This is a genomic window from Allobosea lathyri, assembly GCF_900108245.1.
Taxonomy (GTDB): domain Bacteria; phylum Pseudomonadota; class Alphaproteobacteria; order Rhizobiales; family Beijerinckiaceae; genus Allobosea; species Allobosea lathyri.
In genome coordinates, this window is sequence record NZ_FNUY01000009.1 from 57,827 (window position 1) to 70,870 (window position 13,044).

The window sequence follows — 13,044 nt, forward strand, 5'->3', positions numbered from 1 at the left end:
GAGCGTTCCATGCCGAGCATCCATCGTCGCGATTTCCTCGCCGCCTCAGCCGCTCTGAGCGGCCTCGCCATGTCCGGCCTGCAGGCCTTCGCGCAGACGCCGCGCCGCGGCGGTACGCTGCGCGTCAGCGTCGACCAGGCGGTTTCCAAGCTCAATCCGCTCGTCACCCGGGTGAATCCGGAATATCTCGTCGCCGAGCTGCTGTATTCCGGCCTGACGCGCCTCAAGGTCGACATGAGCGCGGAGCCCGATCTCGCCGAATCCTGGACGAATTCCGCCGACCTCACGGAATGGACCTTCGTCCTGCGCAAGGGCCTGACCTTCCATGACGGCTCGCCTTGCACGGCTGCCGACGTGGTCGCGACCTTCGAGGCCATTCTCGACGCCAAGACGGCTTCGCCCGCCCGCCAGAATGTCGGGCCGATCGCCAAGGTCGCGGCCAAGGACGATAACACCGTAGTTTTCAGCCTGTCGGCGCCATTCGCCGATCTGCCGGTGACGCTGGCCTATACCAACGCCAAGATCGTGCCGGCAGCCGTCATCAAGGGCGGGCTGGAGAAGCTCGACCGTCAGGCGATCGGTACGGGACCTTTCAAGCTCGTCTCCTTCGAACCGGAGCGGCAGATCGTCGTTGCCCGCAACGAGGCCTATTACGACAAGGCGCGCCCCTTTCTCGACAAGGTCGAAGTCGTGGTCTTTCCGGATGTGAGCGCCGAGGCCTCCGCTCTGATTGCGGGTGACACCGATCTCATCAGCACCACCCCACCGACCGAGTTCGGTCGGCTGCAGAAAGCCTCCGGTATCAAGGCGTTGCGCGTGCCTTCCGGTCAGTTCTGCAACGTCAATTTCGGCTGCGACCAGAAACCCTTCAACGACATCCGCGTGCGCCAGGCCCTGGCGCTCACAGTCGACCGCGCTGCGATGGTCGATTTCGTCACCGAAGGCTTCGGTTCCCCCGGAAACGATACGGCACTCAACCCAGCCTATCGGTTCTATGCCGACCTGCCGGCCAAACAGGCCGATATCGCCAAGGCCAAGGCTTTGCTGGCGGAGGCCGGCTACCCGAAGGGGCTGGAAGCGACGCTGATCGCTTCGGACCGACCCGGCCAGCGCACCCAGCTCGCCGTGGCGCTGCGCGAGATGGCCAAGCCCGCCGGCTTCGACATCAAGGTCGAGACGATGCCGCACGCGACCTATCTCGATCAGGTCTGGAAGAAGGGCTCGTTCTATGTCGGCTTCTACAACATGCAGGCGACCGCCGACGCCATCTTCTCGCTGCTCTACACCTCGAACGCCGCCTGGAACGAGACGCGCTGGAACAACGCCGCCTTCGACAAGCTCGTCTTCGAGGCGCGCGCCACGGCTGACGAGGCCAAGCGCCGCGCGCTCTACGCCGATGCGCAGAAATTGATGTACGCGGAAGTGCCCTCGATCATTCCAGCCTTCTTCGATCTGCTCGCAGCCCGGCGCGAATGGGTCGAAGGCTATCAACTGCATCCGCGCGGCGCCGTCTTCCGGCTCGATCACGTCTCGCTCGGCGCCAACGCGCCGAAGCGCGGCTGAGCGGATAGCGAGCAGCTTCGTGTCGCCAGCTTACATCCTCAAGCGAATCCTGCTGATCGGCTACACGCTGTTGGTCGTGTCGCTGATCGTCTTCGCGATCACCCAGATCCTGCCGGCGGACGCCGCCGTCATGATGCTGGGCGAAAACGCGACGCCGGATGCGCTGGCGGCACTGCGTCTCAAGATGGGGCTGAACGACCCGATCTGGATGCAATACCTGCACTGGCTCGCGGGCGTGCTGCGCGGGGACTTCGGTCTCTCTATGCGTACCGGTCAGCCGGTCGCACCCGCGATGCTGGAGGCGCTCGGACGCTCGCTGCTGCTCGCCCTGTTCTCGATCGGGTTGATGCTGGTGCTCGCGATCCCGCTCGGTATCATTGCGGCGGTCCGGCGCGGCCGGGCAGCCGATCTCGGCGTCAGCTTCCTGTCCTATGTCGGCGTCTCGCTGCCGGAATTCGTTACCGCGACGCTCATGGTACTGGTGCTGGCCGACTGGCTGCAGTGGCTACCCGCGACCGGCTATGTGCCGCTGACCGAGGACCCGCTGCGCGGCTTGCGGCACCTGGTGCTGCCGGTGCTCACGGTCTCGATGATCCTGATCGCCCATGTCTCGCGCATGGTCCGCTCGGAACTCGTCGACGTGCTGCAATCCGATTACATCCGCGCGGCACGGCTCAAGGGCCTGTCGAACAGGCAGGTGCTGTTCAAGCACGCGCTGCGCAACGCGCTGCTGCCCACGATCACCATCGTCGCGCTCGATGTCGGCTACCTCCTCGGCGGCGTCATCGTGGTCGAGGAAATCTTCGCTCTGCCCGGTATCGGACGCCAGCTCATTGTCGCGATCCAGGCGCGTGACCTGCCCTCGATCCAGGCCGGTGCGCTGATCATGGCGACGACCTACGCGGTCGCCAATTTTCTCGCCGACGTCGCCTATGCCTGGCTCGACCGGAGGATCCAGTATGATTGAGATCCTCAGGCGCATGCTCCGCTCGCCGCAGGGCGCGCTCGGGCTCGTGATCGTCGGCTTTATCCTGCTCGTCGTCACCATGGGGCCGTGGCTGGCACCCTACGATCCCGAGAAGATGGCGCCGCTGATGCGCTACAAGCCGCCGAGCGCGCAATTCTGGCTCGGCACCGACCAATATGGTCGCGACATCCTGAGTCGCCTGCTGCACGGAGCGCGTGCTACCGTCGTCATGGCCGTGGTGGCAACCGCGCTGGGCACGCTGGTCGGCGCTGTCATCGGCACCATATCGGCCTTTCTGGGCGGGCGCAGCGACGAGGCGATCATGCGCACCGTCGATGCGATCATGTCGATCCCCAGCCTGCTGCTGGCGCTGCTGATCGTGAACCTCCTCGGCAAGAGCAGCCTCAACGCGCTGCTTGCGATCGCGCTCGCCTTCGCACCCGGCATGGCCCGCGTTACGCGCTCGGTCGCACTTGCCGTGCGCAAACAGGACTACGTCAACGCGGCGATCGCGCGGGGCGAAAGTGCGGCCTTCATCGTGGGGCGCGAGATGCTGCCCAACGTCGTCGCACCGATCATCGTCGAGATGACGATCCGCGTCGCCTTCGCGGTGATGCTGTTTGCGACGCTCTCCTTCCTCGGGCTCGGTGCCCAGCCACCTGCCTCCGAATGGGGGCTGATGGTCTCGGAGGCGCGCCGCTTCATGCATCTGAGTTCCTGGATGATCCTGTGGCCGAGCCTCGCCGTCGCGCTGGTCGCGATCGGCTTCAACCTGCTCGGCGACGGGGTGCGCGACGCGCTGAACCCGAGGAGCTGAGGCGATGGCGACCCCGATCCTCGACATTGCCGGCTATTGTCTGGACTATGCGACGCCCGCCGGCTTCACCCGCGCGCTGGACGATGTGGCCTTGTCCATCGCGAAGGGCGAGGTGCTGGGACTCGTCGGCGAATCCGGTTCCGGCAAGACCTCTCTGGCCTGGGCGATCATGCGCCATCTGCCGAAGAGCGCACGCGAGGCCGGAGCCATCCGGTTGACCGGCCAGGACCTCTTGAAGGCCTCCGAGGCTGAGATCGAAGCGATCCGCGGCAAGCGCATCGGGATGGTATTCCAGGACCCGAGCACCTCGCTCAACCCGACGCTGCCGCTCGGCGAGCAACTGGCCGAGGTGCTGGTGCGCCACCGTGGCCTCACGCGTAAGCAGGCATGGGCCGAGGGCGAGGAGCGCCTTGCCCATGTCGGCCTGAAAATTCCCAAGCAGATGATGCGGCGCTATCCGCACGAGGCGTCCGGCGGCGAGAAGCAGCGCGTCGTCATCGCCACGGCCTTCGCCTGCCAGCCGGAATGCATCATCTTCGACGAGCCGACGACGGCGCTCGATGTCATCACCGCCCGCCAGATTCTCGACCTCTTCAAGGAGTTGCAGGCGGAAACCGGCGTCGCCTCGCTCTATATCTCGCACGACCTCGCGCTGGTCTCGCAGATCGCGACGACGGTCGCGGTGATCCATCGCGGCAGGATTGTCGAGCGGGGCGCGGTCGCGGATGTCTTTGCCCGGCCGCAGGATGCCTATACGCGCAAGCTGCTGGCCGCCGTGCCCCGGCCCGACCACCGCCTCGTCGAGGCTGCCGCGCCGCGCTCCGGCGAGCCGCTGGTGGAGGTCGAAAAGGTCAGCGTCCATTACGGCCGCAAGCCCTTTCTGGGAAGGCTGCTCGGACGCGCCAACACGCAGTTCACCGGCAATCGCGAGGTGAGCCTCGCGGTGATGCCGGGGGAAATCCTGGGCATCGTCGGCGAGTCGGGTTCGGGCAAGTCGACGCTGGCCAAGGCGATGACAGGCCTCAACCGCTTCGAGGGCGAAATCCGCTTCGCCGGCCGGCGCATCACCGGCCTCGGCGACATGGACCGCGCTTATCGCCGCGACGTCCAGATCATCTTTCAGCATCCGGATTCCTCGCTCAATCCGCGCCAGCGCATTCGGGAGATCCTGTCGCGGCCGCTCGAACTCTATGGCGAGCCGGGCGCCCGCAAGGATGCGGCCGCCATCGGCGAGTTGCTCGAGCAGGTCAGGCTGCCAGCCTCCTATGCCGACCGCTACCCGCATCAGCTCTCGGGCGGCGAGAAGCAGCGCGTCGCGATTGCGCGCGCTTTCGCCTCGAAGCCGAAGCTCGTGATCTGCGACGAGATCACCTCGGCGCTCGATGTCTCCGTACAGGCATCCGTGATCGAGCTTCTCGTCGATCTGCAGAAGCGCTTCGGCACGGCCTATCTCTTCATCACCCACGATCTCAACCTTGTCCGGCAGATCGCTCACCGCGTCGCGGTGATGTATCGCGGCGACCTCGTCGATCTCGTCGACGTCACCGCGCTCTCCGGCGGAACCCTGCACCCCTACACCCGCTCCCTGCTCGAGGCCGTGCCCGCTCCGGCCACGGCTGCCGCCTGACATCAGAGGCCATCGCCATGAATCCCCGCGACCTGATCCATTCGCTCGACGAGAAAGCTTGCCTCGCGCTGCTCTCCGGCTGGGCGAAACAGAAGAGCTATTCCGAGACCGAAGGCGAGAAGGAGCTGGTGCACCACGTCGTCGCCCAGATGAAGGCTATGGGCATCGAGGCCGAGGCACAGGCGTTCGACGAGGGCCGCCGCGCCAACGCCATCGGCCGCTGGAAAGGCACCGGCGGCGGCAAGAGCCTGCTGTTCAACGGCCATCTCGACACCAACCCGGCAACCGAAGGCTGGACAGTCGATCCCTGGGGCGGGCTTGTCGACGAGGAATTCATCTACGGCATCGGCGTCTCGAACATGAAGGCTGGCGATGCAGCCTCATATTGCGCTGTGAAGACGCTGCTCGATGCCGGCGTGAAGCTGAAGGGCGACGTGATCCTGACCTATGTCGTCGGCGAACTTCAGGGCGGCGTCGGCACGGTCGCGGCGATCCGAAGCGGCATCCGCGCCGATTATTTCGTCAACAGCGAGCCGACTGACGTGCAGGCCGTGACCATGCATGCCTGCGCCTTCTCCTTCGTGATCGAGCTCGTCGGCAACACCCGTCACCTCTCCAAACGCGAGCAGGCGGTCGACGCGATCATGGCGGCCTGCGATCTGATTCCGCGTCTCAACGGCATGACCTTCTCCGGCGCACCGAGCGCCGAGCACGAGTCCATCAACCGCGTCCATGTCGGCGTCGTCCATGGCGCGCTCGGCAAGGAACTGCACGAATGGCGTGCGCCGCAGGTCGCGGACTATTGCAAGCTCAAGGGCTCCGGCCGCTACGCGCCAGGCCAGACGGAAGGAGGCGCACTCGCCGACATGAAGCGCGAGCTCGCCGCGCTGGAGGAACGCTTTCCAGGCCTGAAAGCCTCCATCCGCATCGAGAAGAAGGAAGGCCATCAGTCGATGCCGGCCTTCGAGGTCGCCAAGGACGCGCGCATCGTCAAGGTCGTCAACGCCGCCTACGAGGCTGTGCGCGGCGAAAAGCAGCCCACAGGCGCAATCAAGCCGCCGGGCTTCTTCGGCACCGATGCCGGCCATCTCTATGCCGAGGTCGGCATGGAGGGTATCGTCTGCGGGCCGGGCGGGCGCTACAACACCATGCCCGACGAGCGCGTCGAGATCCGCGACTTCCTCGACATGGTCCGCATCTACATGCTGACCATCCTCGATATCTGCGAAGCCGCGTGAGCCCATTGTTCCCGCGCGAAGAATTCGCCGCGCGGGTGGCCAAGGCCCGCGCCGCGATGGCCGAGGCCGGCGCGGAGCTGCTGCTGATCGACCATGCCGAGTTCCTGGCATGGCTGACCGGCTACACCGTCTCCGAGACGATGTACCGCGCCGCCTTCCTGCCGCTGGAGGGCGAGCCCTGGTTCGTATTGCGAGACCTCGACGCCGAACCCTGTCGCACCGCATGTTGGTTTGCCGACATTCTCGGATTTCCCGATACCGCCAAGCCGCATGCGGTGATGGCCGATGAAATCCGTCGCCGCGGCCTCGCAAAGGCGCGGATCGGCGCCGATCATGCGTCTTACGGCTTTACGGCCGCGACGCGCGATCGGTTGGCGGCGCTTCTGCCGCAAGCTCGCTTCGTCGATCTGCCGCAGGCGAGCGATCTGCTCAGAGCCGTGAAGTCGCCGGCCGAGATCGGCCTGATCGCCCAGGCCGCAGGCATTGCCGACAAGGCGATGAGAGCAATCGCGGAAAGGGCGCGTCCCGGGCTTTCGCCGAGAGCCGCTGCCGCCATCGCCGCCACCTGCTTTCTGGAGAACGGTGCCGATACCGGCGAAACCGGACCGATCCTGCCCGGCATCGGCGACCACGAATTCCTCCACGGCGTCATGACGGCTCAGCCGCTCGGCGAGGGCGACATCCTGCATGTCGAACTGATTCCGAAACTGCGTGGTTATGGCGCCCGCCTGATGCGTCCGGTCTTGATCGGCGGGGACAAGCGTGGGCTTTTGCCGCTCGCCGAGCGTCTCGTAGCGCTCCAGGACCGTCAGTTCGCAGCAATGCGGCCTGGTGCCCTGGCTTGCGAGGTCGATGCCGTGCTGCGCGAAGCCGTACTTCGTGAAGGTCTGCGCCCCATCTACGACAACGTCACCGGCTATACTCTCGGGCTCTATGGCCGCACCCCGCGCCCCAGCGACTTTTCTGGCGTGTTCCTGCCGAACGCGCGCTGGAGACTTGAAGAGGGCATGGTATTTCACATGTATACGACAGCAGGCGGGTTGGGTTTCAGCGAATCGATCCTGATCGAAGCCGAAGTTGCAGGCGACTGAGCTTGCTGCCCCGGAAGCTGCTCTCAAGCACCGAGCATTAAAGCTTCACCCTTCACCGGCTTCGACCTTGATGCGGACCACGATTTAACAGGGCGCTCGTGAATCCGACGTTGTGGCGAATGTCCGTTCTGCGGCGGGCACCGAGTGTCTGCTCTTGGCGCATTCCACACGAACCAGCGACGGGGCGCTTTGGCCCATACACGACATCTGGATGGTCCGCTTCCGGCAAGAGAGCACGGGGGGCCGGGACAATTGCTGACGTTCGCTCCGGGCACCTTTCTCCAGCTCCAGTCGGCCGCCTCGCTCGGAAACCGGCATTCCCGAGCGTTCGGATGGACACCCGGCCGAGTCCAAGCCCGCAGGCGGGCCGAGGCGATGGACGTCCGACAGAACGACCGATGCGCATATTCATCGACCTTGCGGGCGCGATCGAACCTAACCCCCGCGGCTAGCGCTCGACCGCATCGACGTGCGACCTTTCGCAGGGGAGGGGCGCGTATGGATTTCGTATCGCTCTGAAGGTCGATCGAACATCGCGGATCGCAGTGCCCGGCGTCAACCTCCGGGGGAAAATTTCCATGAGGGCCGCCGTATTGGCTGACGCACTGCGATCGACGAGTGTCAGCGCGCCGTGGCTTCCGGAAAAAGCATCTCCTTCTTCCAGTCCGCCGGCGCGTTTTTTAGCCGCCCGACCCTGCCCATGAAATCGGTGAAGGCGCCGAGGTTGAGAACATCCGTCGTGATGCGGGTCGTCTTGTCGGTCAGGATTGCGACTAGCTCTTCCTTCGACGAGCGGTCTTTCGTCAGGCGCTGATAGGTCTCGGCGGCAGCGCCCTTGTCTTTGCCAACGATCTCGGTCGCCTCCTTCAGCGCCGCGAGGAAGGCGCCGTAGAGCTTGGGGTTGTCGCTCCGGAATTTACCAGTGGTCGCGATCACGTTGAAGGAGATCGGCCCCCCTAGAATGTCGTCTGAATTCAGGATCGCGCGTACTTCCGGGTTCTTGAGCTGCACGTTCGAGAACGGTGGCGAGGAGAAGTTGGCGACAATCTCAGACTTGCCGCCGAGCATCATCGCCGTCGCATCGGGATGAGAGAGCGAGACCGTCAGGGAATCGAGCTTCTCGAACTCCTTGTCGCCCCATTCCTTCGCGGCCGCGATCTGCAGCGCGGTCGCCTGCCCGGAGACCTTGACCCCCGGCACGGCAATTCGGTGGTCCGAGGTAAAGTCCCGCAGGGACTTTATGGAGGGGTCGCGCACGTTGAGCGTCCATGCCATGGCGTTGATGCCGCTGGCGACACGGACATCGAAGTTGTTGCGCGTCTTCGACCAGATCGTGATGATCCCCGTCGGGCCCAGACTGGCGAAGTCCAGATTTCCCGAGATGAGCGCGTCGTTCATGACGTCGCTGGAGCGGAAGGTTGACCAGTCGACCGTGATCTCGCCCAGGCCCGCCTCCCGGGCGTGCTTCTCGACGAGCTTCTGATCCTCCATCATCATAAGCTGGATGTAGCCAAGCCCGTACTGCTTCGCGACCCGAAGCGTCTTGGCCTCGGCCAGCGCCGCGGAGACCGACCCGGCCATCAGGAACGTGGCCGCTGCTGCGGCCGTGAGAAATCGCTTCATTTTATCGTCTCCGTGCCGACCCGCAGGCCGTGTTTCATCCCAGATGGAAGGGGCGGTTCGAGCCACCCTCGTGGCTTGGTCAAAGACGGGGCCTTACGCCTCCGCCAACAGGTCGAGGACCGTGACCTGCTTTTCGGCAACAAGGGCCTTGGTTGCCGAGTCAAAACGCTGGAAGTGGGCGCTCGCACAGTGCTCGTCGAAGGCGGCGCGGTCGCGATAGATCTCGTATAGCAGGATGCAGTCGGGCTGGTCGTCGGGACGCAGCACGTCGAAGCGCTCGCAGCCGGGCTCGTCACGGCGCGACGCCTCGGCATTCTCGATCATCAGCGGCAGGAAGATTGCCATTTGGCCGTCGAAGACGCGGAAGCGGACGAGGATCGTGAAGCGCGCCATGGCGGGTCCTGTTCTAGAGCGGGTCGGGCAACGGGGGTCAGCCCCCCGACGCCTTCCAATAGTAGTCGCCGACCTCGGAGAGATGCGCCTGCATCGCGTCAGCTGCGGCCTGGGAATCATGCTTCGCCACGGCCTCGAAGATGCGTCGATGCGCGGCATAGGCCGCCTCCGCGGAGCCGCGCGCCTTCAGCGACGTGGTCCGCTGTTCGGTCAGCCATTCGCTCAGCCCGTCATGGAGGGCCGTGAAGATCGGATTGCGGGGGATCTCCGCCAGGACGAAATGAAAGGCCACGTCGGTGCGTTCAAAGGCACGCCCCTGGTCGAGCGCCGCCAGGTTCGCAGCCAGCGCCGCCTCGAGCCTGACGATATCGTCTGCGGTCGCGGTTTCCGCCGCCAGCGCGGCGACGCCGACTTCGAACATCATGCGCGCCTGTTGGAAGTGGCGCGCGCCACCAGGCTTGGCCAGCATATATCGAGCGATGCCCGAGAGCTCGCCGATCATCGTGCCGGCGCTCGGTTGTGAGACGCGCGCCCGCTCGCCGCTGCTGATCGCGATCAGCCCCATACGCTGGAGCGCAAAGAGGGCCTCGCGGATGGCGGTCCGCCCGACGCCGTACGCCTCCATCAGCTCGCGCTCGGCCGGCAACTGGTCGCCCGGGGCGTAGTGGCCCTCGTTGATCGCGGCCTCGAGCCGCTCGACCACGTCTTCATAGAGCTTGCGGCGCCGGATCGGCCGCTGGTCGGGGACGATTGCTCCCGGGATCATGTTTGATTTCCTCGAATGTTCACCCGCGGGTGGCGTGGTCAGCTGCCGGGGAGACTATGGACATTGTCGAAGAACAGGTCTTTCCAATCCTTGGGGGCAATCTTCAAGCGCCCTGTCTCGGCCATGAAGCTCGCCATCTTCATCGTCTGATGCGGCGTGTACGTCATTTCGACCTCGGGCGCCGCGATCATGGCGTAGATCTCGTCGGCGCCTTCTTTCGTACCGGTCATCCGTCGATAGGTTTCCGCCGCCGCGCGCTTGTCCTTGTTGATTTGCTCGATCGCCTCCTGCAGGCCTCCGACGAAGGCCTGATAGGCCTTGGGATTGGCGTCGCGGAAGCGCTTGGTCGCGTAGATCGCCGTGTTGGTCGCCGGCCCGCCGAGTACGTCATAGCTGCTGAGGATCTTGCGCACCCGCTGGTCCCGTTTCTGCATGTGCTGGAACGGGAGGGCGGAGAAATGTGCCGAGATCACGCCCGAGCCCGACAGCAGAGTCGAGGTGGCCTCGGGGTGAGGCAAGGAGACCGTCAGCGGATCGAGCCTGCCGAAATTGGCGGTACCGAATTCCTTGGCGGCGGCCATCTGCAGCAGCAGCGCCTGGTTCGAGACCTTCACCGTCGTCACGGCGATGCGGTCCTGATCCGTGAAATCCTTGATCGAGCTCACCTTCGGATTGGTTGTCAGGAGTTCCATCGGCATGTTGACGATGGCGCCTGCGCCCTTGACCTCCATGGCCGTGCCCTGAGTCCGCGACCACAGCGTTAGCAGGGAGGGCACGCCGCCGCTGCCGAAATCCAGACTGCCCGATACGAGCCCTTCGGTGATGGCGCCGGGATTGCCGAGCTTGATCCAACTGACCTTGAGTTCGCCCAGACCGAGCGCCTTGGCGTGCTTCTCGACAAGCTTACCGTCCTCCATGATCATCAGCGGCAGGCTGCTGAGCCCGTATTGCTGGGCCGCCCTGATCTCGCCGACTTCCGCACGCGACGCGGTGGTAGCGAAAAGGGCCAGACCCGCTACGGCCACCAGCTGAACGAAATGTCTCATTTGTCCTCACTCCCCAAAGGCGTCGGCCGGTTGGCCCGGCTCGCTCAGTTCTGCATGCCCCAGCGCTGCACGGTGCGCTTCTCGATCGCCCGGAAGATCACCGATTCCACGAGGAGTCCGATCAGGATGACGGCGAGCAGACCGGAGAAGACCCGCGCAGTATCGAGCTCGGAGCGCGCCTCGAAGATGTACCAGCCCAGCCCGCCCGAACGGGACGAGACACCGAAGACGAGCTCCGCCGCGATGAGGGTTCGCCAGGCGAAGGCCCAGCCGATCTTGAGCCCTGCCAGGATCGCTGGGAAAGCGGCCGGGATCAGGATGTAAATCACGTAGCGCACGCCCTTGAGGCCGTAGTTGCGGCCGCTCATCCGGAGAACCTCCGGCACCGAGCGGAAACCTGTGAGCGTGTTGAGCGATACCGCCCACAACACGGAGTGAACGATGACGAAGATCAGCGAGCCCATGCCCAGCCCGAACCAGATCAAAGCCAGCGGCAGCAACGCGATCGCCGGCAGCGGGTTGAACATGGCGGTGAGGGTGTTGAGGAGATCGGTGCCGAAGCGGGTCGAGACGGCGATGGTCGTCATGACCGCCGCCAGCGCGAGCCCCGCCCCATAACCCAGCAGCAGCGACCGCATCGACGTCGCCACGCGATCAAGCAGCGTGCCACTCGTGAGGTCCCCGACGAAGGTGGCGACCGTCTCCCCGAAGGACGGGAAGAGCAGCGGGTTGCTGAGCCACCGCGCATACAACTCCCAGACGACCGCCAGCACGACCAGGATCGCCACCTTGCGCACCGCGTCGTTATTGACTGTCCGCTCGAGGGTGGAGAGCGGCCGCGCCACCTCGCCGATGCCGCTGGCGTCGATCGGCTGAATCTCGAATTCAGGGCGGCGTGGAAGGGCGGCCCCTTCACCGCGTCCAAGGCTGACCATGCTCATAGCTCCGGCTCCTCCGGCTGTGGCACGTGGCCGAGTTCGTGCTCGAACAACAGACCGTGGATCTTCTGGGACAACGCCCCGAACTCGGGCGTCCCGACGGAGCGGAAATCGAGTTCGGAGGCGTCGAGCTCGGCACGCACGCGGCCCGGATGCGGCGACAGAACCAGGATGCGAGAGCCGACGATGATCGCCTCCTCGATGGAATGGGTCACGAACATCAGGGTGAAGCGCACCTGCTCCCAGAGCTGCAGCAGCTCGTCCTGCATCTTGCGCCGGGTCAGTGCATCAAGGGCTGCGAAGGGCTCGTCCATCAGCAGGATGTCCGGCTCCATCGCCATCGCGCGGGCGATTGCGACGCGCATCTTCATGCCGCCGGACAGCGTGTGCGGATACGCGTCGCGAAACTTCGTCAGCTTCACCTTGTCGATCACCGACAACGCCCGCTCCATCGCGTCCTTGCGCTTGAAGCGCCCGGAAATCCGCATCGGGAACAGCACGTTCTCCATGACGGTCTTCCAAGGCATCAGCTGCTCGAATTCCTGGAACACCATCATCCGGTCGGGGCCGGGTCCCACGATCTCGCGACCACGCAGCCGGATATGCCCTTCCTCGGGCTTCATGAAGCCGCCGATGGCTTTGAGCATCGTCGACTTGCCGCAGCCCGACGGGCCCAGGATGACATAGCGATCCTGGTCGTGGACGGCGCAATCGACCCGATAGGTCGCCGTTACGAGGTGCTGGGGCGTCTTATACTGGAGCGTCAGCCCTTCCACCTCCAGCAGTTTGGGCATCACCGTATCGGCGCCCGGCGCCGGCGATGCGCGGCCTCCGGACCGTAACGGGCCAGCGATATGGCGTGGCTGAGCAATGGCTGACGAGGTCACGCCCTTCTCCTTGTTTTCCTCGGGTGCCCCATGCTCGCTCGACGGGCGGCTGCGGCTTGTTATTGGTCTACGTGTAGACCTATCATAC

The 13,044-nt window shown here is 64.9% G+C and carries 12 protein-coding genes; 6 read left to right on the plus strand and 6 right to left on the minus strand.

Annotation, left to right across the window (positions count from 1 at the left end):
* Positions 1 to 9: 9 nt before the first annotated feature.
* The 6 genes from C4S73_RS20090 to C4S73_RS20115 are packed head-to-tail and all read left to right on the plus strand — an operon-like array spanning position 10 to position 7,303.
* Positions 10 to 1,563, plus strand: coding sequence for an ABC transporter substrate-binding protein (locus C4S73_RS20090; protein WP_103874318.1), 1,554 nt, complete (start codon positions 10 to 12; stop codon positions 1,561 to 1,563).
* 19 nt (positions 1,564 to 1,582) lie between these two features.
* Positions 1,583 to 2,530: an ABC transporter permease gene (locus tag C4S73_RS20095; RefSeq protein ID WP_103874319.1), complete on the plus strand. Its 948-nt coding sequence runs from the start codon at positions 1,583 to 1,585 to the stop codon at positions 2,528 to 2,530.
* Positions 2,523 to 3,347, plus strand: coding sequence for an ABC transporter permease (locus C4S73_RS20100; protein WP_103874320.1), 825 nt, complete (start codon positions 2,523 to 2,525; stop codon positions 3,345 to 3,347). The genes C4S73_RS20095 and C4S73_RS20100 overlap by 8 nt, the downstream gene beginning before the upstream one ends.
* Positions 3,348 to 3,351: 4 nt before the next feature.
* A complete protein-coding gene (locus tag C4S73_RS20105; RefSeq protein WP_103874321.1) occupies positions 3,352 to 4,974 on the plus strand; it encodes a dipeptide ABC transporter ATP-binding protein in 1,623 nt (540 codons plus the stop codon).
* Positions 4,975 to 4,991: 17 nt separating this feature from the next.
* On the plus strand, positions 4,992 to 6,212 hold the full coding sequence (locus C4S73_RS20110) for a M20 family metallopeptidase (RefSeq protein WP_103874322.1): 1,221 nt from the start codon (positions 4,992 to 4,994) through the stop codon (positions 6,210 to 6,212).
* Positions 6,209 to 7,303 (plus strand): M24 family metallopeptidase, encoded by a 1,095-nt coding sequence (locus C4S73_RS20115; protein WP_244595694.1) that lies wholly within the window; start codon positions 6,209 to 6,211, stop codon positions 7,301 to 7,303. Before C4S73_RS20110 ends, C4S73_RS20115 begins: the two co-directional genes overlap by 4 nt.
* Before the next feature lie 621 nt (positions 7,304 to 7,924).
* Here C4S73_RS20115 and C4S73_RS20120 read toward each other — a convergent pair.
* From C4S73_RS20120 to C4S73_RS20145, 6 genes are all read right to left on the minus strand, one after another.
* Positions 7,925 to 8,926, minus strand: coding sequence for an ABC transporter substrate-binding protein (locus tag C4S73_RS20120; protein ID WP_103874324.1), 1,002 nt, complete (start codon positions 8,924 to 8,926; stop codon positions 7,925 to 7,927).
* A 93-nt stretch (positions 8,927 to 9,019) separates the two neighbouring features.
* Positions 9,020 to 9,319: a putative quinol monooxygenase gene (locus C4S73_RS20125; RefSeq protein WP_103874325.1), complete on the minus strand. Its 300-nt coding sequence runs from the start codon at positions 9,317 to 9,319 to the stop codon at positions 9,020 to 9,022.
* Between the two features lie 37 nt (positions 9,320 to 9,356).
* Positions 9,357 to 10,085 carry a transcriptional regulator NanR gene (nanR, locus tag C4S73_RS20130; RefSeq protein WP_103874326.1) on the minus strand — a complete coding sequence of 243 codons (729 nt, stop codon included), beginning with the start codon at positions 10,083 to 10,085 and terminating at the stop codon, positions 9,357 to 9,359.
* A gap of 38 nt (positions 10,086 to 10,123) precedes the next feature.
* On the minus strand, positions 10,124 to 11,131 hold the full coding sequence (locus tag C4S73_RS20135; RefSeq protein ID WP_103874327.1) for an ABC transporter substrate-binding protein: 1,008 nt from the start codon (positions 11,129 to 11,131) through the stop codon (positions 10,124 to 10,126).
* A 44-nt stretch (positions 11,132 to 11,175) separates the two neighbouring features.
* Positions 11,176 to 12,072 carry an ABC transporter permease gene (locus C4S73_RS20140; protein WP_244595695.1) on the minus strand — a complete coding sequence of 299 codons (897 nt, stop codon included), beginning with the start codon at positions 12,070 to 12,072 and terminating at the stop codon, positions 11,176 to 11,178.
* A complete protein-coding gene (locus C4S73_RS20145) occupies positions 12,069 to 12,863 on the minus strand; it encodes an ABC transporter ATP-binding protein (RefSeq protein ID WP_103874329.1) in 795 nt (264 codons plus the stop codon). Before C4S73_RS20145 ends, C4S73_RS20140 begins: the two co-directional genes overlap by 4 nt.
* Between the last annotated feature and the right edge of the window lie 181 nt (positions 12,864 to 13,044).

What these genes read in the sequence shown, in the direction of transcription:
- C4S73_RS20100 (WP_103874320.1), top strand. Translation starts at nt 2,523, where the DNA reads ATGATTGAGATCCTCAGGCGCATGCTCCGCTCGCCGCAGGGCGCGCTC.
- C4S73_RS20090 (WP_103874318.1), top strand. Translation starts at nt 10, where the DNA reads ATGCCGAGCATCCATCGTCGCGATTTCCTCGCCGCCTCAGCCGCTCTG.
- C4S73_RS20135 (WP_103874327.1), bottom strand. Translation starts at nt 11,131, where the DNA reads ATGAGACATTTCGTTCAGCTGGTGGCCGTAGCGGGTCTGGCCCTTTTC.
- C4S73_RS20105 (WP_103874321.1), top strand. Translation starts at nt 3,352, where the DNA reads ATGGCGACCCCGATCCTCGACATTGCCGGCTATTGTCTGGACTATGCG.
- C4S73_RS20110 (WP_103874322.1), top strand. Translation starts at nt 4,992, where the DNA reads ATGAATCCCCGCGACCTGATCCATTCGCTCGACGAGAAAGCTTGCCTC.
- C4S73_RS20120 (WP_103874324.1), bottom strand. Translation starts at nt 8,926, where the DNA reads ATGAAGCGATTTCTCACGGCCGCAGCAGCGGCCACGTTCCTGATGGCC.
- C4S73_RS20140 (WP_244595695.1), bottom strand. Translation starts at nt 12,072, where the DNA reads ATGAGCATGGTCAGCCTTGGACGCGGTGAAGGGGCCGCCCTTCCACGC.
- nanR (WP_103874326.1), bottom strand. Translation starts at nt 10,085, where the DNA reads ATGATCCCGGGAGCAATCGTCCCCGACCAGCGGCCGATCCGGCGCCGC.
- C4S73_RS20125 (WP_103874325.1), bottom strand. Translation starts at nt 9,319, where the DNA reads ATGGCGCGCTTCACGATCCTCGTCCGCTTCCGCGTCTTCGACGGCCAA.
- C4S73_RS20145 (WP_103874329.1), bottom strand. Translation starts at nt 12,863, where the DNA reads ATGCCCAAACTGCTGGAGGTGGAAGGGCTGACGCTCCAGTATAAGACG.